This window comes from Gelidibacter gilvus (genome assembly GCF_004115975.1).
GTDB lineage: Bacteria > Bacteroidota > Bacteroidia > Flavobacteriales > Flavobacteriaceae > Gelidibacter > Gelidibacter gilvus.
This window is the reverse complement of sequence record NZ_SDDZ01000005.1, coordinates 245,780-269,363: the sequence shown is the minus strand read 5'-3', so window position 1 is coordinate 269,363 and position 23,584 is coordinate 245,780. Positions and strand designations below refer to the sequence as shown.

Sequence of the window (23,584 nt, the reverse complement as noted above, 5' to 3'; positions counted from 1 at the left end):
TTTGTGCAAATGTAATTTATAATTCTAATTTCATTAAGTTTGTATTATGTATAACATATTACGTAAATATAATTGTTTACGAGAATAAAATGCGTTTAATTTTTAAGAAATATTATTTAAATGAAATATGCATCACTCTACAAAAATACACTTCTAAATGATATTGTTCCATTTTGGGAAAAAAACGCCATCGATTTAGAACATGGCGGCTATTTTACCTGCTTGGATAAAAATGGGAAAGTTTATGACACGGATAAGTTCATGTGGCTCCAAGGCCGACAGGCTTGGACATTTTCCATGCTTTATAATACCGTTGAAAAGAATGAGAATTGGTTGAAGATTGCCAAACATGGCATTGATTTTATTATCGAACATGGTATGGATAAGGATGGCAACTTCTATTTCTCAACTACAAAAGAAGGAAAACCTTTAGTGCAGCCTTATAATATTTTTTCTGATTGTTTTGCGGCTATGGCTTTTAGCCAGTACGCCATTGCTTCTGGTGATAAAGATGTGAAGGCACTCGCCAAGCAGACCTATCTCAATATTTTGAAGAAGAAGGATAATCCGAAAGGATCTTATGAAAAATCGACCGGAGAAAGACCCTTAAAAAGTTTTTCCCTACCAATGATTTTATCTAATTTAGTATTGGAACTTGAAGGTGTTTTAGATGAAGATGAGGTTAATAAAACCATCGATTTCAGTATTAATGAAGTCATGAATGTCTTTTTGGATAAAAAATCGGGTCTTATCTATGAATTTGTCCGTCCTGATGGCTCACACGAGGATAGTTTTAATGGACGTTTATTAAATCCGGGCCATGGCATTGAGGCCATGTGGTTTATGATTGATATTGGCGTTAGAAGAAAAGATTCCAAACTTATTGAAAAGGCTGCAGATACCATTCTGCGGATTTTAGAATATAGTTGGGATGAAAAACATGGAGGTATTTTTTATTTCATGGATGCCCTTGGGAAGCCGCCACAACAATTGGAATGGGATCAAAAACTCTGGTGGGTGCATTTGGAAGCCTTGGTGGCATTGGCTAAAGCTTATGAACACACAGGAAGAAAAGAGCTTATGGAGTGGTATGAAAAAGTTCATAACTATGCTTGGTCAAATTTTTCAGACCCTGAAAACGGCGAATGGTTTGGCTATTTAAACAGACAAGGTGACGTATTGTTAGATTTGAAAGGTGGGAAATGGAAAGGCTGTTTCCACGTTCCAAGAGCAATGTACCAATGTTGGAAAACTTTTGAACGTATAGAAAATAAATCAAATCAGTAAAAATGAAAAAAGCCTTAAGACCGTACGTTTTGGCAGAAACCAACTGGAAATCAGTTAAGGAAACAATTTTTACTGTTGCCGTTTTACCTTGGGGCGCTACTGAAGCCCACAATTATCATCTACCGTATGCCACTGATAATTTTCAAGCAGAATATGTCGCTATTGCCGCTGCAGAAAAAGCTTGGAACAAAAAGGCGAAAGTCATCGTATTGCCAACCATTCCTTTTGGTGTCAATACAGGTCAAATGGATATTTCGTTATGTATGAATATGAACCCCAGCACACAATATGCGGTTTTAAAAGATATTGTTGAGGTTTTAAACGTGCATGACATTAGGAAATTAGTCATTATCAATTCCCACGGGGGCAACAATTTTAAACAAATGATCCGGGAATTAAGTTTAGAATTTCCAAAAGTTTTTGTGTGTTCAATTAATTGGTGGCAAGCGGCCAATGCATCTGCTTATTTTGATGAACCGGGAGATCACGCCGGAGAATTAGAAACCTCTGCCATGCAACATATTGCACCGCATTTGGTGATGCCCTTGGATCAAGCAGGAGATGGAAGTGCAAAACAATTTAAAATCAAAGGTCTTAAAGAAGGTTGGGTGAGTGCACAACGCCAATGGACACATGTCACTGAAGATACAGGTGTGGGAAACCCAAAGCTGGCCACCAAAGATAAGGGCGCAGCATTTTTAGAAGTGGTGACCCAAAATGTGGCTGAATTTTTTGAAGAATTGCATCATGCAGACCTTTATAATATGTACGAATAAATAATTTAAAGTCTATAAATATGAAAAACCTAATCGTAGTACTCATTTCAGTATTCCTTCTTAATTGCGGTATAAAGACCCAAAATACAGCTGCCACCGATGGAGCACCGGTATTTCAAGATTTGTTCAATACCTCTATGACTGAGGGCGTAGAATGTTACCGCATCCCGGCCATCATAACCGCTCCAAATGGCGATGTTATCGCAGCTATTGACGAGCGTGTTCCAGGTTGTGGCGATTTAAAATGGAGTAGAGACATCAATATTATCATAAGACGAAGCGCTGACAATGGTAAAACTTGGTCCAATATAGAAACGGTAGTGGATTTCCCTGATGGACAATCGGCGTCCGATCCTTCCTTGATCGTAGATCACGTGACCAATGAAATCTTCCTGTTCTACAATTTTATGAATTTGGACACCGAAAAAGATATTTATTATCTACACGTTGTAAAAAGTGCCGATAACGGTAAAACTTGGAGCAAGCCCGAAGATATCACCTCTCAAATTGCAAAACCTGAATGGCATAAGGACTTCAAATTCATTACGTCGGGTAGAGGCATTCAAACCCGTTCAGGAAAATTATTGCACACTATGGTGAATTTAAATAGCGGACTGCATTTGTTTGGAAGTGATGACCACGGTAAAACTTGGTATTTTATTGACACGCCTATCCAGCCTGCAGATGAATCAAAAGTCATCCAGCTTGCTGATGGAAGCTTAATGATCAATGCAAGAGTCAACGGAAAAGGCATGCGTTATGTGCACACCTCAACTGATGAAGGCAAAACATGGACCACTAAAGAGGCGCCAGAATTAATTGATCCAGGATGTAATGCCAGTATCATTCGATACACAGATACAAAAGATGGTTACGACAAAAACAGACTTCTTTTTTCAAATGCCAAATCTGAAAAAGGTCGGGTCAATATGACGGTACGCGTTAGTTACGATGAAGGTAAAACTTGGACCGAAGGTAAAACCATTTACGAGGGTTCATCAGCCTATTCAGACATGACCATTCTTGCTAATGGCGATATCGGTTTGTTTTTTGAACAAGACGAGTACACAAAAAATCCGTTTGTAAGCTTTTCTTTGGATTGGTTAACGGATGGCAAGGATAGTTATAAGAAAGCTAAAAAATAAGTTCTGAAATCTGGACCTTTTTAGACCTGACAGGTTTTTACCTGTCCGCCGAAGGAGGAAAACCTGTCAGGTCTAATCATTCCCAAACCAGATGAATCCAAATCAAAATTAATCTATACTTGAAAATCTCAAAAGTTTCAAATGACTATTAAATCATTTAAGGTTAATTTCAAAAATAAGCGTGTACTCCATACAGGTATAAAATTGCTCAAAGCTTTCTTGATCTTGTTTTTATTCCTTGGATTGGGGGAATTGATAAAATATTTTATTGAAATCCCTATCCCTGGGAATATTCTGGGAATGGTTTTGATTTTTATTGCGTTGAAATTGAAACTCATAAAACTGGAATGGGTAAAACCAGCCTCTGATACCTTATTGAACTATTTGGTGTTGTTTTTTATTCCTTTCGGTGTTGGACTCATGTCTTATTTTGATTTTATAAATTTGTATTGGGTCATTTTGTGTGTTGCTGCGGGATTAAGTACGTTGATTACTTTATATGTGACCGCGCTCATTCAACAAAAACTAGAGAAACATGACTGAGCTCTATAAACTTCCAGTTTTTGGGATTGTCATTACTTTAATAGCTTTTTTTAGCGCACGAACTTTAAGAACAAAAATAAAATTTGTTCTATTTAATCCAGTTTTAGTAGCTATAGCCCTCATTATTTTGTTCTTGGTGGTCATGGACATTAGTTTTGACGATTACAACAAGGGCGGAAAGGTTTTGAGTTTTTTCTTGGGACCATCCATTGTGGCGCTTGGCGTTTTGTTTTTTGAGAAATACCAATTGATCAAACACAATATCTATCCTTTTTTATTGGCAGTTTGTTGTGGCGGAATCATAAGTATTTTCTCGGTGTCATTAATTACAGTGGTCATGAACGCTCCTGATGTCATCATCAAATCGATCGTCCCACTGTCCGTTACAACACCTATTGCCATTGAAATAACGAAGATTACACAAGGTATTCCATCCATAACGGCCGGGGTTGTGATTGCGGTGGGTATTTTTGGAAATGCCTTCGGTCCGGGGTTTTTAAAACTTGTGGGGATTAAAAGCGAGACCGCAATGGGGACTGCTTTAGGAACAGCAGCCCATGGCATCGGAACCGCTCGAGCGTTGGAAGTAGGCCATTTGTCCGGGGCTTATAGCGGATTGGCCATGTGCGTCAATGGTATCCTGACCACGCTGATTGCGCCGTATGTCGTAATTTGGATCTTAGGATGAATTTAGGAATCCCATTTATAATACCGTTTTAAAATGAAGTCAACTTTAAAAGTTCTCCAGATTTTGCTCCTCTCCTTGATGTTGCTTTTTTCGGCATCAATCCATTCGCAAAATAAAATAAAAGTCGCCTGCGTAGGAGATAGTGTCACTTTTGGTGCTGGCATTCAAGATCCGGAAGAACATAGTTATCCGGCGCAACTGCAACTGTTATTGGGCACCGATTATGAGGTTGGTAATTTTGGACATTCTGGTGCGACCATGTTAAGAAACGGTCATAAATCCTATTGGGATACAACGGAATTTAAGAAATCTCAAGACTTTGCGCCCAATATCGTCATCATCCATTTAGGCTTGAATGATCAAGGGAATAATAACTGGCCAAATCATAAAGATGAATTTGAACAGGACTACCTCGATATGATTGCTGTTTATAAAAGTCTGCCTTCAAAACCAAAAGTCATCATTTGTAAAATGACCCCTACTTTTTCTGGGCATCATTGGTTTGAAGAAGGCATGCGCGAAAATTTTAAGGAAATTCAGTCGAAAATTGAAACTATTGCTAAAAAGGCATCTGTCGACTTGATTGATTTACACGAGCCTTTATATCGGTTTCCGGAATATTTCCCTGATAATTTACATCCCACTAAAGAAGGCGCACAGATTATCGCCAGTAAAGTGTTTAGTGCAATTACTGGAGATTATGGCGATTTAAATCTGCCGTTGCTTTATGGCGATAACATGGTGCTACAAAGACATGATACCATTAGTTTTAATGGAACCGCCAATTATAATGACACCGTAACCGTTCAATTTAACAACGACACGAAATTGGTAAAAGCCGATTTTAATGGCCAGTGGAATCTGAGTTTTCCGCCTATGGAAGCTGGCGGTCCTTATCCGTTGAAATTTTCCACACCTACCAAATCCGTTGAAATAGAAAACGTATATCTGGGTGAGGTTTGGCTCGCTTCGGGACAGTCCAACATGGATTTTATGGTACGCGATATGGAAAGTGCCGCTACCGTACTAAAAGATTCTTTAAATGATCAGGTGTTTTTGTTTTCTATGGACGGAAAAACACTGTCAGGAGAGAAGTTTAGCGCCGATGAACTTAAAAATTGCAATGCGGCAGATTATTTTGAATCTTCCGGATGGACCACTTCCAATGCGAAGGATCTCGAAAGCTTTTCAGCTGTGGCCTATGCCTTTGGGTATACACTTCAGAAAAAATTGAATGTTCCCGTGGGAATTATTTGTAATGCCATTGGCGGTTCCCCTACACAAAGTTGGATCAGTAGGGAATCTATGGAAAAGCAACATGAAACTGTTAATCTGCTAAATGATATGCGTTTAAATCCGATGGTAGATACTTGGGTTGCTGAAAGAATTGAGCTCAATATGGAAGATCATTCCAAAACTAAAATCAAAGCTAGGCATCCTTATCAGCCCACCATTTTATTTGACGCGGGGGTGATGCCCATCAGGGATTATAACATTAAAGGTCTGATTTGGTATCAAGGAGAATCCAATGCCGACCACATGGATCTGCACTCAAAACTTTTTAAAATGTTGGTCGCCGATTGGCGTAGTCATTTTCAGAATGAAAATCTGCCATTTTATTACGTTCAATTAAGCAGTCTTAACAGATCAACTTGGGGGCGTTTTCGGGATTCGCAAAGACGCTTGTTGGACATTCCAAATACGGGAATGGCGGTGAGCTATGATGTTGGCAATGAAAAAGACGTACATCCAATAAAAAAGTGGATTGTTGGGCAGCGTTTATCAAAAATAGCACTTCATAACGATTATAATTTTGAGATTGGCTATTCTGGACCGCTTTTGGATTTTGTGAACGTCATTGGCAACACGCTTGAAGTTCATTTTAAATATGGCGAAGGTTTAAAAGCGCTAAACAGTCCATCAGTAAAAGATGTTTTTATCGCCAACGCCGATAAAGTATTTGTGCCTGCCCAAACAAAAATAGTAAATGGAACTTTACAGGTATGGTCACCAGAAATTAAAAATCCCAGATACGTAAAATATGGGTATACGCCTTTTTCGAATGGAAATTTAGTCAATAGTTATGGCTTGCCTGCATCAACATTTTCAAATTGTATAGAATAAATAAAAAATCAATGTTATGAAAACAAACCTCCTCTTTCTCTTGGTCGCGTTCTTTTTCTCTAAGGAAATGGCCGCTCAAAAATTCGATAATTTGGCAATGACGCCGCCCATGGGTTGGAATAGCTGGAACAGTTTTCAATGCGACGGCGTGAATGAAACCGTTATAAAGGAAATGGCAGATGCTATGATTACCAGCGGATTTAAGGACGTTGGCTATGAGTATATCGTGATCGACGATTGTTGGCAAATAGGCCGTGATGAAAATGGGTATATCCTAGTGGATAAAGAAAAATTTCCGTCGGGGATAAAAAGCTTGGTGGCTTATGTCCATTCAAAAGGCTTGAAATTTGGAATCTATTCTGATGCGGGAACTAAAACTTGTGCTGGCCGACCGGGAAGTAAAGGTTTTGAACGTCAGGATGCTGAAACTTACGCAAAATGGGATGTTGATTATTTAAAGTACGATTGGTGCTTTACAGAAGGCCAAGATGCCATAACTTCCTATACATTGATGAGGGATGAGCTTTTTAAAGCAGGGCGGCCAATTGTTTTTAGCATTTGCGAGTGGGGCGAAAATAAACCTTGGGAATGGGCAAAAGATGTAGGTCACCTTTGGAGAACGACTTTGGATATTGATATGGAAGCTAGATACGATGGTAATATTTGGGGCAATCTTTATGGATGGTCAGACTTGGTGGATATGCAGGTAGGTTTGGAAAAATATGCGGGTCCTGGACATTGGAACGATCCGGATATGTTGGCCGTTGGGAATAACAATATGCCAGAAAATGAAGCCAGGGCACATTTCAGTATGTGGTGCATGTTGGCAGCGCCTTTAATGGCGGGCAACGATTTGAGAGACATGACTGAAATTGATCAAAAAATCTTAACCAATAAAGAACTGATTGCCATAAATCAAGATGTTTTGGGCAAGCAAGGGTTTAAGATTGAAGATTTTGGCAACTTTGAAATTTGGCAAAAGCCATTGGCCAATGGAGATATGGCGATTTGCTTTTTTAATAGAGAAATTACAAATAAAAATTTTGAAATTAATTGGGCTAACATCAAGATCAAGGATTTTGAAGGCGACTATAAATTAAAAGATCTTTGGACGAATGAGGTTGTTGGTTCTACGGATGCTTCAATGACGATAGATGTGCCATCTCGTGATGTGATCGTTTTCAGATTGTCAAAATAACAGCACTAAAGCCAAGCAAGATCTAACAGGTTTTCCTCCTTCGGCGGACAGGTTAAACCTGTGAGGTCTACAGAATCAGTAAATTAAAATCTTATGAAATTGGGTCCTATAAAAAACAATTTTAAATCGGTCATTTATTTTATGACTTTGAACCTCTTGTTTGTTTTCAATGGGTATGCAAATCCTCTCGAAAATAAATACCCCATCATTCCCGGACCACAAGAAATAAGTTACGGCAAGGGAGAATTGACTTTCAAAACCATTCATATGGGTAGGTCCGATTTTAAAAACGAATCCGATCTTTTGAGGACATTCTTCAAAAATGAGGGTATGAAGGAATCCTTAAAAGGGTTGAATATTCAAATTATAAAAGAACATCTTTCGGTCGATAATCCTGATGAAGCTTATAGATTGAGTATTGATAACGACATCAAAATTTGGGCAACTACAGAAAGAGGCGCCTACTACGCTATAAAAACACTCCAACAAATATTTAGAAAGCACGCTAAAGAAGGCGTATTCCCAAAGTTAGAAATCACCGATTGGCCCGCATTTAAAATCCGTGGGTTCATGCACGACACTGGGCGGAATTTTCAATCGGTGGCCCAACTGAAAGAGCAAATTGAAGTCATTTCCCAATACAAATACAATGTGTTCCATTGGCACTTAACCGATGATCCAGGATGGCGATTGGAAAGTAAGTTGTATCCGCAGTTGCAATCTGAAGATGCCACGTCTCGAGGTAAAGGGAAATTTTATACTCAAGAAGACTTTAAGGATATCGTTGCATTTTGTAAAGCACGTCATATCACGGTCATTCCAGAATTTGATATCCCTGGACATTCCGAAGCGTTTAGGAAAGCCATGGGTTTTGAATCGATGAAAGATGAAAGGGCATTGCCTACGCTATTGAATTTGTTTGATGAGTTGTGTACGTTGGTGAGTGCTGAAGACATGCCATATATCCATATTGGCACGGATGAGGTTAGGAACCGCGAAGAATATGTGGAAGACGGATTTGTAAAACAGATCATGGACCGCGTAAAATCTCATGATAGAGAACTCATCGTTTGGATGGAAGGCATTGACGTAAAGGGAGATTCTACATCTATCAATCAGCTTTGGGCGCAATTTAATCCCCGAGAAGGGCATCGTTTTATAGATTCACGCGCCAATTATATCAACCATTTGGATCCTTTTGCAGGGATGTCGCGATTGTTTTTTCAGCAACCCTGCCGACAACCAAAAGGCGATGCATTGGCATTAGGTGGGATATTATGTGCATGGCCTGATAATAATGTGGCCAATGAACGTGATATCTTGAAACAGAACCCGATTTACCCTTCTATCGTTTTTTATGCCGATGCGATTTGGAAAGGAAGAAAGGAGAATAAATTGGACTATTGGGCAAAATTACCCCCAGTAAATACCACCGATCTTCAGGAATTCAAAGCTTTTGAAGACAAGGTCATCGTCCATCGGGATCTCTTTTTTAAAGGCAAGGAATTTCCGTATATCAGACAAACGGATATCCAATGGAACGTGATTGGTCCATTCCCAAATCATAACGATGTGTCACTGAATTTCCCTGTTGAAGATTCTTTGGTTGCAGCGTATGCTATTGATGGGAAAAATTACAAATGGTCTGAGCCTAAAGTTGGCGGCACGCTTCATCTGAAACACTTTTTTGGTTTTCCGGCATTGACCACTGAAAAAACCGGTACTTTTTATGCAACTACTGAGATCTATTCGCCCGATGATCGTGTTCAAGATTTTTGGGTTGGTTTTCAAGGCTGGTCGAGATCTGGCGGACGACGTGTAGGCCCTTTTCCAGATCAAGGCCAATGGCATACTACCAATCCGAAAATCTGGGTCAACAATCTTGAAATAGCACCTCCGGTTTGGAAACAACCTAATTTAGGAACCAAAACAGATGAAATTCCGTTTATCGACGAAGATTATTTTTACCGATCGCCCACAAAAATCCAGCTTAAAAAAGGGTGGAATACCGTATTGTTGAAAATTCCACAGGATGACAATTCCTGGAAATGGATGTTTACCTGCGTGCCGGTCGATATCAAAAACAATGAGGTAAAAGAAGTCAGCGACTTGATTTTTAGACCAATGTTCAATGTAGTTCCCAAGGTAACTCTTAAATCTTTTCCTAAAGATTATCAACTTTACGCAAGAGATAAGAACAATAAAGCGCGCATTGAAATCTCTGGAACTGTAGAATCTTCAGTGGATAGCTTAATCACAAAAGTACATGGTGTTAAAGACATGCAGATTAGAAGTGCTATTGCGGTAAATGGGCCGTTTTCCATGCCAATAGAAATTGAAGCCCTAAAACACAATTATACGATTGAGTTGTTCGTAAAAAAAAAGATGAGACCGAAGTCCTGATTAAAACCGCAACCCACGTCACGGCAGGAGATGTTTATGTGATTAGCGGACAGTCCAATGCTTGGGCTATAGATTATAACCATGCCTATAATGATGACGATTTACCTGCTGATGCGCAATGGGTACGCACCATTGGAGCGATGCATGTGTATAATAAATCGGCTATATACCCAGAAGCCACAAACACCAATTGGTATTTGGCACGTGGCAAAGCACCCGATGTTCGTGGTGGTACCCAACTTGTGGGCAATGGCATGATTGGTGTTTTGGGACTGAATATCGGTATGAATTTGATCGCTTCAGAAGGCGTGCCCATCGCCATTATTAACGGCGCTGGAGGTGGTGGTGCTATTTCTTTTTATCAAAAAACAAAAAATGTCGATTTAGATAGTCCTTATGGGCGTTTGCACTACCGATTGGAAGCTTCGGGTTTTAAAAATAAAATCAAAGCTTTTATTTGGAACCAAGGTGAAGGGAATGCTGACGATTCGGTTTTAGACTATCAAACGTCATTGAACCAATTGTATAAGGATTTTAAAACCGATTATACCTTTGAGAAATTTTATCTGATCCAAACACCTCCCGGTTGCAACTCCAAAAATGGCCATCAAAACGTTAGAGAAGCCCAAAGGCAGTTTGCTAAAACCCAAGAAAAGGTAAAGATACTAACCCGACATGGCTTTCCGTCAAATCCAAAATCAGAAAACGGAACTTACTTTTTATCAGACGGATGTCATTATCATGCCGTCGGTTATGAAATATTGGGGAAATGGATTTCTAATATGGCAAAAAATGATTTTTACGGGGCATTAGTCGATTTTGAGGCGCCTCAATTAATTGGTGTCACATTGGAATCTTCTACATCTTTAGTTATTGAATTTGATAAGCCTATCGCCATTCAACCAGAACTTATAATAGGGGAAATTAAGTATGATTTAAAAGATTATGCCTTCGCCATAAATAATAAAAGAACCACTGCCATTTCCAATTTAGAAATCGATCCGAAAAACCCAAAACAACTTCGTTTAAATTTTTCAAAACAAACAATTTACAAAGGTGATACGCTTACTTATATTTTGACAGATAATTATCCGGAATCTTCCATCCCGTATCAAGGACCTTGGCTTACAGATTTTTCTACTGGAGTGGGAGCGATCGGATTTACAGAAGTGGTAAAATAGTCGAAAAATTTCGCTATTTTTAAGGTCAATTCGGCGTGTTGATTTTACTGGAATTCAAAGTATAATTTAACTCAAATTTGGCGAAATAATCCATACTACAAGGTTATATGACGCCCTACTCCTTTCTAGAAACGTCATTAGTCGAAAATATTTAAATTTGACCTTAATTTTACATTCATTTAAGAAATCAAATTAAACTTATAATAAAATTATGACAAAAAAGGTACTTAAATTACTGTTTGTGTTTGGTATTCTATGCACTTATGGTATGCAGGCGCAAACAACGGTAAAAGGAGTTGTTGTTGACGCTGCAAGCAGTTTGGGACTTCCGGGAGTTAGTGTCCTTGTTAAAGGAACTACCACAGGGGTAACAACAGATTTTGATGGTAATTACAGCATTAACGTACCAAGTGAGGGCACTTTGCATTTCTCTTACGTGGGCTTTACTACACAAGAGATTGCTGTTAATGGTCGGAGCACGATTAACGTTTCTCTCGTAGAAGATGTGAGTCAATTGGACGAAGTGGTAGTTACTGCACTTGGGATTAAAAGAGAACGTAAATCTTTAGGATATTCCGTTCAAGAGGTAAAAGGTGAGTCTTTAACTGAGACAAGAGAGACCAACGTAGCCAACGCACTATCTGGTAAAGTGGCCGGTATTCAGGTTATTAAAGGAAGTAATGGTCCTGCCAGTTCTTCAAAAATTGTTCTTAGGGGAAATAGCTCGCTTACTGGCGACAACCAACCGTTGATTGTTGTTGATGGTGTTCCTATGGATAACTTCACAGGAGCTGACAACAACGACTTCTGGAACCCTTCACCAGATATGGGGAATGGTTTGGGAGATTTAAATTCTGAAGATATTGAAACCATGACGGTTCTAAAAGGCGCTTCTGCGGCGGCCCTATATGGTTCACGTGCAGGTAACGGTGTTATTTTGATTACCACCAAAACAGGTAAATCAAGAAAAGGATTAGGAATTACTTTTTCTGCAACTACAGGTTTTGAAAGATTATTTATAGAACCAGAACTTCAGAGCCAATTTGGTCAAGGTGATTTGGGAGTGTATAATGAACGAAGCAAATTAAGTTGGGGTCCTAAAATTGAAGGCCAATCAGTTGTTGATTGGGAAGGTAAACCTACAACTTTAAGAGCATATGATAACCTTGGAAACTTTTATGATGGTGGATTTAATCAAACTTATAGCTTATCATTCCAACAGCAGGTATCAGATGGAACCTCATTATACACGTCTGCTAGTTATTTAAATGACGATAGTAATATTCCAGGATCAACATTAGAAAGATTGAATTTAACCACGAGAGCGGTTACAAAATTCGGCGAGTCTAAAAAATGGACTTCAGATGTGAAAGTTCAGTACATCAATACAAAAGCTGGTAACAGACCTTTGAACGGAAATAATAACAATAACGCTTTCGGTACGGTAGCTCAAATGCCAAGATCAGTAGATATTACTCAATTTAGAAATACTACGGATGAATTCGGTAAAATGAGATGGTTCGTTTCTGAAAATGCTGAGAACCCTTACTGGTCTGCTGAAAATAGATTGAGTAATGATGCAAGAGATCGTTTCTTACTGAATGGATCTATTAAATATGATATTACAGATTGGTTGAGCGCTGAAGCAAGAGCTGGTGCTGACATTTATACAACTACTACCGAATCGAAATTATACTCTGGAAGCCCAGGAAATAATACGGGAATGTATAGTTTTGGAAAGGAATCCTTTATTGAGAAAAACTTCAGTTTCTTATTGATGGCTGCTCAAGACAATATCGTTGGAAAGTTTGGTGGTTCTGCAACCCTTGGTGGGAATATCATGGGAAGAAGCTCTAATTATATTAGTGGAAGTTCTGGAGAACTTGTGGTGCCTAACTTATTCTCATTGAATAATGGTGTCAATAACCCAAACGTAAATCAAGGTTCAACAGAACGTAGAACCAACTCCTTATATGGAACATTCCAAATCAACTATGATGGGTTCTTATTTGTTGATTTTACAGGACGTAACGATTGGTCTTCTACATTAAGTAAAGAAAACAGATCGTTTTTCTACCCTTCTATCAGTACGTCATTCGTGGTTACTGATATGATCAGAAAAGCAGGCTCTGAGTTGCCAGGTTGGTTAACCTTCGGTAAAATTAGAGCGTCTTACGCAACTGTAGGTAATGACCTTGGACCTTACCAACTTTATAACAGCTATTGGATTGGTAATAACGCTAATGGAAATACAACTGCAGGAACAAATAATACACTCTTTAACCCTGATTTAAAAAGTGAGTTGATCAAATCGCAAGAAGTTGGTTTTGAAGCACGATTCTTCAACAACCGATTAGGATTGGATTTTGCTTGGTACAAATCTAACGCCACCAACCAATTAATTGCATTGCCATTAGATCCATTGAGTGGTTATAACTCTAAGATGGTTAATGCCGGAGATGTTCAAAACAAAGGTGTTGAGTTATCCATCAACGGAAGAATATTTGACAATCCTGATGGTTTCAGTTGGGATGCCAATATTAATTATTCCAAAAACAAAAATACTATTGAAAGGTTAGCGGATGATGTTACCCAATTTGGATTGGGCGGATATGACAACTTAGCAGTATTAGCTGTTGAAGGCGGTGGATATGGTGAAATTTGGGGTACTAAGTTCTCAAGAGTTGAAGATCAAGCAAGTCCTCTATTTGGTAAAATTATCACTGATGGAGGTGGATTGCCAGTTGCTACCAGTGAGAAATTTAAACTAGGAGATCAACAGCCAGATTATATGATTGGTTTTACAAATAACTTTACATACAAAAGCCTTTCTTTCGGATTTCAGATTGATGCGCGTGTCGGAGGAGAGATTTTCTCAGGTACCAACCGTGCACTTCAAGAGGCTGGAACCGCTGCAATAACTGTTGTGAATGGTGAAAGAGCTGACATTATTGTTGATGGTGCGGTTAGTGATGGAAGTGGCGGTTACGTTGCTAATACAACTGGTGTTTCTCCAAGACTTTACTGGGAACGTATCACTAACGCCTCAGGAAACTTAGGAATAAATGAAGCCAATATTTACGATGCAACCAACGTAAGGTTAAGAAACATCAATATTAACTATTCGATTCCAAAAGAATGGTTAGGAGATTCTGGGATTCAAAATCTTAAATTAGGACTTTCTGCGAACAACGTATGGATGATGAAAAGTCACTTAAATGGCGTTGATCCGGAGTCGGTTTTTGCAACTGGTACTAATGCTACAGGGTTTGAATATCTTTCACCTCCAACAACAAGCAGCGTGTTTTTAAACCTATCTTTAAGTTTCTAAAATTAATGTATCTATTAAGTTACAAAAATTATAATATATAAGTTATGAAAAAAATATTTAATAAAACAAGCTTAGTTGGTGGAGTGCTGTTAGCGTTTCTATCCTGCTCTGAGTTTGAAGAAATAAACGTAGACCCTGTGGCGGCGAGTGCCGACCAGGTACAAATAGAGTATTTTATTAATAATTCTATTGGTAGTGCACAAATGGATCCACATATATCAGAACGTATGTTTGCTCTGTATTGGGATCGTGTAGGTGGAATGGCAAGGCCTGCTGGATTAGCTGTAGGTAGTCCAAACGATGGTTGGTCAAGTGACTATTACAATGGTTATGTGTCTTCTTGGTTGAGAACTATTAACGCAGGTATCAAAGTTGCAGATCAACAAATAGAATCCGGAACTGCCAGAGAGCATGTTCCAAATCTTAGGCAAGTTGCAAGAATTTGGCGTGCCTACATCATGAGTGAAATGTCTGACAACTTTGGACCTATTCCAATTGATGGATTTCAAGGAGTTAACCCTGAGTATACAGATGTAAAATCGGTGTACTACTATATGCTTGCAGAATTAGAAGAAGCTACCAATGCGTTAAATCTTGAGGTTTCAGCTCCAGACGATGCTTTGAAAAAATTGGATCCAGCGTATTCATATGATTATTCAAAATGGAAAAAGTATGGAAATTCTTTAAGAATGCGTTTAGCAATGCGTTTGTCAGAAGTAGATCCTGCTAAAGCACAATCTGAGTTTGAAGATGCTGCATCTGGTGTATATATTACGGATGCAAGTGATAATTTTGCAGTCGAAGAAGTGCCAGGATGGAATGAATTCACAGGTGTTATGACAAGAGAGTGGAATGCCTTTGAATTGTCTGCAACACTTAACAATTTAATGATTGGATTGGGTGGTGTGCCTTCTGCAGATGTGTTATCGGCAGATAAACATGGTTATATTAAGCCAGCAAATTACATGGGACTTAAATTTGATAATCATTTCACATCTAAAACAAATGATCCATCTGCAGGGTTCTTCTTTGATGGTTTGCACAATACGATTGATCCAAGAGCTTATGACTTGTATGCAATTCCTGGCGATTTTTCAAACCCAGAATTCAATGGATACCCTTCTTGGGATAATGACGCAGAAACTACCAAAAGAACATTAATAGATGCCGCTGGTGGTGTGGTCAAAGAACTTGAATCAGCATATACTTGGAACGCATACCCTGGTGGTGATTGGGGCGATAAAGGATCTGTAAACAGAGTGCGCGGTCATATTGGTGCGTTACCACGTTTAGTGAATAAGTATAGAAATAGTAGTAACGAAAGAATCTTCTTTGCGTCATGGGAATCACACTTCCTAATTGCTGAAGCAGCTGTTAGAGGTTGGGCAGTACCTGTGAGTGGCCAAGTGGCTTATGAGCAAGGGATTTCTGATAGTTTTGCTTATAATGGTGTATCAAGCCAATTAAGCGATTATTTGACTTCAGAGGACTATAATAGAGCTGGAACTTCAGTAAGTTGGGGGCATGTTGCTGAGCCATCTGCAACAGTTGCAATGACTTATAAAGATGGTTATACCGGTGCTGCAGGTACCCACAATATGAAATATGCTGAAAACACAATCTATAAAAACGGGAATGTTAAAAATGATCTTTTGACAAAGATTATTACTCAAAAGTTTATCGCACAAACGCCATGGTTACCATTGGAAACTTGGAACGATCGTAGAAGACTTGGGTTGCCATTCTTTGAAAACCCAGCAGTTGAAAAGCCTTTAACTAATATGCCGGCCTTAACTGATGGAAATTATATGACCAGTAGCATTAAGTTCTTTGCTCAAAGGTTAAAATACCCAGCTAACTTCGGTAGCAATATCCCAGGTGGATATGCGCAAGCTGTTGATAAATTAGGAGGTCCTGATGATGTTTTTACGCCATTATGGTGGGCAAAACAGCAATAGGAAAGTAAATTTTCATTTTTTCATTTTTATGTTTAGTCAGAAGGGAGCACTTTTATAAGTGCTCCTTTTTATTTAGTGAAACCCAAAACCCAAAAGCGAAGCGCATTGGGTTTTGCTGGTTGAACTAATCCCGCCTTTTGGCGGGATCTTTAAATTCTTGTGATGTTTTTTATTTCCCGAAACCCAAAAGCGAAGCGCATTGGGTTTTGTTGGTTGAACTAATCCCGCCTTTTGGCGGGATCTTTAAATTCTTGTGATGTTTTTTATTTCCCGAAACCCAAAAGCGAAGCGCATTGGGTTTTGTTGGTTGAACTAATCCCGCCCTTTGGCGGGATCTCTAGATTCTTGTGATGTTTTTTATTTCCCAGAACCCAAAAGCGAAGCGGGGATTGGCGTGATCTTATAATTGAAAAATGATTTCTTTAAGATGTCTATTGCGCTTTGAATAATTCTCTGCTTCAAGTGAGGGTAGAAAAAAATGTTCATAAGTCAAAAGAATTAAATACATACGAATCGGATGTTCAGAAATGATTTGATGTTGAAGTATGACGTCAATAGTCCTTCTTTTAAAAATCATTCTTGTTCGGAATGGTAGGACTTTTTGGAAATGGTAAGTGTGTGTGCTTTTGTTCGGAAGGATCAGAGATCTCCGATATCCGAAGTGAGGCTATTATGTCTTAATACTTAATTCTTCGTACTTAATACTAAATCGAAGAATTTAAAATCTTGTCCTTGACTTCCTCAATATAAGATCTGCCAATAACATAACGCATCCCGTCAATTTCAATGCTATTACCTTCAACGGCATCTATTTTATTGATGGATATGGTGTAAGATCTGTGGATCCTTATAAAATCTGTAGTCGGTAATAGATTAGTGAAATCTGATAGTGTGCTATGGATCAAAAAGCGGCCATTGGTCGTGTTGATTTTTAAATAATCCTTTAAACTTTCCACCACTAATATTTCGTCTAGAAAGACTTTTTTCATCTTTTTCTTATCAATTTTGATGAAAAGGTAAGGGCGTGATTTACTCGTTTCTGCAGAAGGTTGATTGATATTCATTCGTCTATAAACCTTATTTAACGCATTCATGAACCTTGGGAATTCAATGGGCTTGACCAAATAATCGAGAACGTCAAGTTCATAGGTCTCAATGGCATATTCGGTATAGGCACTGGTAATGATTATTAAAGGAGGCTCTTTTAAGCTTTTGATAAAATTCAGGCCGTCCAAAACCGGCATGTTAATATCCAAGAAAATAACATCAACTTTATGGTGCTTTAAATAATTTAGTGCATCAATAGCGTTGTTGAAGGTATCGGCCAATTCGATGTCTTCAATTTTCTGTAAATAATTTTTAATTACATTAACAGCTAATGGCTCGTCGTCAATAATTAAACATTTTATTTTCATGTCTTTTGTTTTAGTACTAAGAGATTTTTAGGATAAAATCTAAGGCTGTAAGTCAGTCACTTTAATTTTAAGACTTACGGTAAAGATATGGTTGTCGTCATTTATCTTGAGTTCATAATCATTCTTATCATAACCTAAAGTCAATCTTTTTTTCACATTTTCTAAGCCTATGCCACTGGAATAATTGATGTCATTCTTATAGTCGGTTACAGCAGGCAAAGGATTGGTGATGGTAAAATAAAGAAATTCTTCTTCAATAGTGAAATCAATATCAACTTTAACGATGCCAATGTTCTTGCTAACACCATGCTTAAAGGCATTTTCTACAAAAGTGAGCAATAAAATAGGGGCTATTTCTTTGTCTTCGAGATCTCCTGAAATGGACATATTTATTTCAAGTAAATCGTCATGACGAATCTTTTCCAGATCTAGATAATTTTGAATGCAGATGATTTCTTTTTCCAAAGATTGACGTTTCGACTTGGTTTCATAAAGCAAATACCGCATTAATTCTGAAAGCCTTAAGATGATTTTGGACGTCTTGTTCGATTTTTCCAAAGCCAAAGAATGGATGTTATTTAGCGTATTGAAAAAAAAGTGCGGTGAAATCTGCGATTTTAAAAACAACAATTCGGTTTCCAATTGGTTTTTTTCAAGGTCGGTAACCCTTTTTTGTTCTTTTAAAAAGTCTAAAGTCACTTTAATGGCCGTCACAAATGTGATTACGTAAAGCTCCCCAATCATCATATCAACCGTATAGTTAAGGGTCAAATGATTTATAGGTTCAGGACCTTCCGGCCAAACATTGTTACTGATCAAAAGATAAGTGAGATTGAACTTGGCCAAAACCATGACATAGATGGCTGAGATAATTAGGATAACATAGGGGAGGTATTTTCTTTTAAACAAAAATTTTGGCATCAAGAAGTAAATATTAAAATAGCATAAAGCAATATGGATAGGAAAGCCTAAAAGGTTCGTTTTTAGTGAATATAGGTAGTCATTAAAATAGCTTCCCCAACGGAATGTGTTGAATAAAAAATAGACCACCCAGAAAATAATATGGTGCCAAATTGATATTTTATAGATGCGTTTGGAGGTAAAGTTCATTTAAATAAAAAATTTGATGATGTTCAGGAGAGTTAACGTGTTGTCCGTCTAAATTAATTTCAATTGTGGTTAAATTTATGAAAATTTATGGAGTGAACTCCATTTGAAAATTTTGTTTTTAATTGGTAAGATGAGAGGCTCCTGAAATCTAGTGCACATTGCCAGATCCTGAAAACACGATCCCTATTTGATAATTTGGAATATAATATAAGCATGAAAAACAAATACCTAATTATTCTCTCCACTTTTTTGATTTTAAGCTGTAATAAGCAACCTGAAACTGCAAAAAGCGAGACCGCAATTAACAGTTATGTAGATCCGTTTATCGGGACGGGTGGCCATGGTCATACTTATCCAGGTGCAACCGTGCCTTTTGGAATGTTGCAGGTAAGTCCAGTTAACGGCATCAGTGCTTGGGATTGGTGCTCAGGATATCATTATTCTGATGATACTGCCATTGGTTTCAGTCATTTGAGTTTGAGTGGAACAGGAATTGGCGATTTGGCAGATATTATTTTTATGCCCATCAATAAGGCCGTCGATTTAACCGTAAATCCAATCTCCAGAGATAGTATTGCTTATAGGTCTACCTACAATCATAACAACGAAACTGCATCACCTGGATATTACCAAGTCTTTTTGCAAGACCATGATATCAATGTAGAATTGACCACATCAGAAAGAACAGCGTATCATAAATACACTTTTAAAGAAGGCGATGAACAGTCGGTGGTTATTGACTTAGGTTTCGCCATTAACTGGGATAAAGCCGTAGCGACGTCGTTGAAAGTTGAAGACCGATACACCATAAGTGGCTACCGCCATAGTACAGGTTGGGCGCACAATCAGAAAGTGTTTTTCGTTGCGAAATTCTCAAAGCCAATTTCGGATTATAAGATCTATGTGGATGGAGAAGTTTTTCAAGAAGGCGAAAATGAAGGTATAAAGACTTCCGCTCAGCTGTTCTTTGATCCCGCCGAAAAAAGTGCCGAATTATTTGCCAAAGTGGCCTTGTCATCTGTAAGTATTGAAAATGCAAAAGACAATATGGGACTTGAAGGTTTTGATTTTGATAAAACTAAAGCTGACGCTGAAAAATTATGGGAATCAGCATTATCAACTATTGTTGTTGAGACACCAACCGATTCCTTAAAAACTATTTTCTACACGGCCCTTTACCATGCCCAATTGGCACCAGTGACCTTTAGCGATAAAAATGGCCAATTCCGAATGGAAAACGACAGCATTGTTACCGCCAAAAATTATACCGCCTATTCCACTTTGTCGCTTTGGGATACCTTTAGAGCAGAACATCCGCTTCTGACAATTATTGCCAAAGATCGGGTTTCTGATATGATCAACTCTATGCTGGCGTATTATGAGGTCAGAGACATATTACCTGTTTGGACTTTATATGGGAATGAAACAAATACCATGACCGGCTACCATTCTATTCCTGTGATAGTGGAAGCCTACAAAAAAGGCATTCGTGGTTTTGATGTTGAAAAAGCCTACGAAGCAATGAAAAACACCATGATGCAGGACGAACGCGGCTTGGATCATTATAAAAAATACGGCTATATTCCTTACAGTTTATTGGACGAATCCGTGACCATCACTTTAGAATACGCTTATGACGATTGGTGCGTGGCCGAAATGGCTAAGGAATTGGGGAAAGAAGAAGATTATCATTATTTCTTAAACCGATCAAAAGCCTACCAGCATTTATTTGATGTCGGATCCGGATTTATGCGTGGAAAATCGGTAGATGGCAAGTCATGGAACGAACCTTTTGATGCCAAACATTCCAACCACAGAGAACAAACTGATTATACCGAAGGTAACGCCTGGCAACACAGTTGGTTTGTGCCTCAAGATGTTGATGATCTGATCAAAATCCACGGCGGAAATGATGCCTTTACAAAACGACTGGAGCAATTATTTACGGAAAGCTCTGAAATTACAGGCGATAATATTTCCGTAGATATCACCGGACTTATCGGTCAATACGCACACGGAAATGAACCAAGCCATCATATTGCCTACATGTTCAACCATGCCAATCAGCCGTGGCGTACCCAATATTGGGCGCGCCATATTATGGACACCCAATACAACACCACGCCTAACGGCCTGAGTGGAAATGAGGACTGCGGACAAATGAGCGCATGGTACGTCTTGAGTTCAATAGGGTTGTATCCTATGAATCCGGCATCGGCAGAATACGAAATTGGAACGCCAATTTTTGAAAAAGCAACCGTTAAGCTTTCAGATAATAAGACCTTTGTCATAGAAGCAGAAAACGTTTCGGATAAAAACTTCTATATCCAATCCGCAACCTTAAATGGAAAAGCTTTTAATCAGACAAGAATCTCACACGAGACTATTTTAAAAGGTGGCACTTTACATTTTGTGATGGGCAACCAGCCCAATAAAAATTGGGGAGTAAACAACAGTTCACAACCATCCAATAACTAGCGGCAAATGGATATTATTGATGTATCAATTATTGCAGTCTATATTGTTTTAACCTTAGGCGTAGGAATTTGGATGTCTAAAAGAGCCTCCAAAGGCTTGGATTCCTATTTCTTGGGTGGCAATTCCATAAAATGGTACTATTTAGGATTGAGCAACGGCTCTGGGATGTTTGATATTTCTGGAACCGCCTTAATGGTAGGTTGGCTATTTCTTTATGGTACCAAGAGTTTTATGCTCATGTGGCTCTGGCCCATATGGAACCAGATTTTTATTATGATGTTTTTGGCCGTTTGGATCAGACGCTCAAATATCATGACCGGATCGGAATGGATCCTAACGCGTTTTGGCGATGATAAAGCCGGACGGGCGTCCCACAAAATTGTGGCGCTTTTTGCAGTTATTGCGTCCATTGGTTTTATTGCCTATTTCTTTGAAGGCGTGGGTAAATTCATGACCGTCATTTTACCTTGGGATCTGGCTTTGCATATTGGGACTTCAGAACTATTGACTTCTGAGCAATCTTATGCCTTAATCATTATATTCCTAACCACTATTTACACCATAAAAGGAGGGATGTTCTCCGTCGTGGCCACAGAGGTACTACAATATGGCATTATGGTTATTGCCGGAATTTTGATCGCTGCCTATTCATTTTTCGCGTTTACCGATATTGAAGTCACAAGCGTGCTTACTGATGAGTGGAAAAGTATTTTCTTTGGTTGGGAACTGGAAACCCATTGGAGTGATAAATACCAGGCGTTTAATGATTTGGTCGATTCAGAAGGGTATAAAATGTTTGGCGCTTTGATTGGCATGAGTCTTTTTAAAGGTTTTTTTGCCAGTATCGCTGGACCAACACCAAGTTTTGATATGCAGCGAATCCTCTCCACCAAAACGGTTAAAGAAGCAGCATATATGAGTGGTTTTACCAATCTCGTTCTCTTTATTCCTAGGTATTTACTAATTGGAGGCGTGGTCGTTATTGCTTTGGTAGTATTGGCTCCCGAGATGGCTGCAAATCCTAATTTAGCTTGGGCTGATTTGGAGATTTTACTGCCTCAAGTAGTTAATTTCCATGTTCCTGTTGGAATCAAAGGACTGCTTTTGGCTGGGTTATTGGCGGCTTTTATGTCCACTTTTTCTGCTTTCGTCAATGCTGGACCTGCGTATATAGTGAATGATATTTATAAAAAATATTTTAAGCCAAAAGCAACGGATAGACATTATATAAAAGCCAGTCATATTGCGTCTTTCGCCGTGGTTGGACTCGGTGTATTCATGGGCTTCTTCGCCGATTCCATCAACTCACTGACTTTATGGATTACCAGTTCTCTGTTTGGAGGTTACGTAGCGGCCAATTTCTTGAAATGGATTTGGTGGCGTTTCAATGGTTGGGGTTATTTTTGGGGCATGCTATCGGGGTTGATTATTGCCAGTCTGCAATTTTTATTAGATCAAAACAAAGGAAACTTTACAGAAGGCACACTACTTTATGATCTGTCCCATGTATCAGCCATATATTTATTTCCAGTCATCTTTGGGGTGTCGCTTATAGGTTCTTTCTTAGGAACCTATCTCACGAAACCAACAGATATGGATGTTCTGAAATCCTTCTATTCCAACGTCCATCCTTGGGGATTCTGGAAACCTGTTTTAAATGAATTAAAGAAAGATAACTCAGAAATTGAGCGTAATTCTCAATTTTGGCCGGATATGTTAAACTGTGCCATCGGTATTGTTTGGCAATCCAGCATGATTGTGCTGCCTATTTACTTTATTATCCGCGATTATCCTAAGGCATTTGTTTCTTTAGGCGTATTTTTGGTAACCTCGATAATCTTGAAGTTTACGTGGTTGGATAAGGTGAGGAAGATTCCGAATTAGGGGAGAAAGGGATTAGGAATGAGGAATTATTGGTGAGAGAGATTTGGCATAAAAGGAAGTATT

General features: G+C 38.6%; 15 protein-coding genes. 13 read left to right on the top strand and 2 right to left on the bottom strand.

The window, feature by feature from the left end; genetic code table 11:
- The first annotated feature begins 120 nt into the window (after positions 1 to 120).
- The 11 genes from ESZ48_RS10955 to ESZ48_RS10905 all read left to right on the top strand — a co-directional run bounded on the left by ESZ48_RS10955 (position 121) and on the right by ESZ48_RS10905 (position 16,634).
- Entirely contained in the window at positions 121 to 1,287 is a 1,167-nt protein-coding gene (locus ESZ48_RS10955; protein ID WP_129017524.1) for an AGE family epimerase/isomerase, read from the top strand.
- Between the two features lie 2 nt (positions 1,288 to 1,289).
- The gene (locus tag ESZ48_RS10950; protein ID WP_129017523.1) at positions 1,290 to 2,063 is read left to right on the top strand and encodes a creatininase family protein; all 774 of its coding nucleotides are present in this window, start codon (positions 1,290 to 1,292) and stop codon (positions 2,061 to 2,063) included.
- Between the two features lie 20 nt (positions 2,064 to 2,083).
- The gene (locus ESZ48_RS10945; protein ID WP_129017522.1) at positions 2,084 to 3,208 is read left to right on the top strand and encodes a sialidase family protein; all 1,125 of its coding nucleotides are present in this window, start codon (positions 2,084 to 2,086) and stop codon (positions 3,206 to 3,208) included.
- 141 nt (positions 3,209 to 3,349) lie between these two features.
- Complete coding sequence (locus ESZ48_RS10940) at positions 3,350 to 3,751, top strand: CidA/LrgA family protein (RefSeq protein ID WP_223266422.1); 402 nt, start codon at positions 3,350 to 3,352, stop codon at positions 3,749 to 3,751.
- Positions 3,744 to 4,439, top strand: a complete 696-nt coding sequence (locus tag ESZ48_RS10935; RefSeq protein ID WP_129017521.1) for an LrgB family protein — start codon at positions 3,744 to 3,746, stop codon at positions 4,437 to 4,439. Before ESZ48_RS10940 ends, ESZ48_RS10935 begins: the two co-directional genes overlap by 8 nt.
- A 33-nt stretch (positions 4,440 to 4,472) precedes the next feature.
- Positions 4,473 to 6,563, top strand: coding sequence for a GDSL-type esterase/lipase family protein (locus ESZ48_RS10930; protein ID WP_129017520.1), 2,091 nt, complete (start codon positions 4,473 to 4,475; stop codon positions 6,561 to 6,563).
- Between the two features lie 16 nt (positions 6,564 to 6,579).
- Entirely contained in the window at positions 6,580 to 7,761 is a 1,182-nt protein-coding gene (locus tag ESZ48_RS10925; protein WP_129017519.1) for a glycoside hydrolase family 27 protein, read from the top strand.
- 99 nt (positions 7,762 to 7,860) lie between these two features.
- Complete coding sequence (locus ESZ48_RS10920; RefSeq protein ID WP_223266421.1) at positions 7,861 to 10,164, top strand: family 20 glycosylhydrolase; 2,304 nt, start codon at positions 7,861 to 7,863, stop codon at positions 10,162 to 10,164.
- Positions 10,165 to 10,202: 38 nt separating this feature from the next.
- Positions 10,203 to 11,345, top strand: a complete 1,143-nt coding sequence (locus ESZ48_RS10915) for a sialate O-acetylesterase (RefSeq protein WP_190246238.1) — start codon at positions 10,203 to 10,205, stop codon at positions 11,343 to 11,345.
- 211 nt (positions 11,346 to 11,556) lie between these two features.
- Complete coding sequence (locus ESZ48_RS10910) at positions 11,557 to 14,676, top strand: SusC/RagA family TonB-linked outer membrane protein (protein WP_129017516.1); 3,120 nt, start codon at positions 11,557 to 11,559, stop codon at positions 14,674 to 14,676.
- A 44-nt stretch (positions 14,677 to 14,720) separates the two neighbouring features.
- Positions 14,721 to 16,634, top strand: coding sequence for a SusD/RagB family nutrient-binding outer membrane lipoprotein (locus tag ESZ48_RS10905; RefSeq protein WP_129017515.1), 1,914 nt, complete (start codon positions 14,721 to 14,723; stop codon positions 16,632 to 16,634).
- 704 nt (positions 16,635 to 17,338) lie between these two features.
- Here ESZ48_RS10905 and ESZ48_RS10900 read toward each other — a convergent pair.
- Positions 17,339 to 18,049: a LytR/AlgR family response regulator transcription factor gene (locus tag ESZ48_RS10900; protein ID WP_129017514.1), complete on the bottom strand. Its 711-nt coding sequence runs from the start codon at positions 18,047 to 18,049 to the stop codon at positions 17,339 to 17,341.
- A 39-nt stretch (positions 18,050 to 18,088) separates the two neighbouring features.
- Entirely contained in the window at positions 18,089 to 19,159 is a 1,071-nt protein-coding gene (locus ESZ48_RS10895; RefSeq protein WP_129017513.1) for a sensor histidine kinase, read from the bottom strand.
- Positions 19,160 to 19,366: 207 nt separating this feature from the next.
- Between ESZ48_RS10895 and ESZ48_RS10890 the strand changes: the two genes are divergently transcribed.
- Both ESZ48_RS10890 and ESZ48_RS10885 read left to right on the top strand, forming a co-directional pair.
- A complete protein-coding gene (locus tag ESZ48_RS10890) occupies positions 19,367 to 21,637 on the top strand; it encodes a GH92 family glycosyl hydrolase (RefSeq protein ID WP_129017554.1) in 2,271 nt (756 codons plus the stop codon).
- A 6-nt stretch (positions 21,638 to 21,643) separates the two neighbouring features.
- The gene (locus ESZ48_RS10885) at positions 21,644 to 23,521 is read left to right on the top strand and encodes a sodium:solute symporter family protein (protein ID WP_129017512.1); all 1,878 of its coding nucleotides are present in this window, start codon (positions 21,644 to 21,646) and stop codon (positions 23,519 to 23,521) included.
- The last annotated feature ends 63 nt before the right edge of the window (positions 23,522 to 23,584 follow it).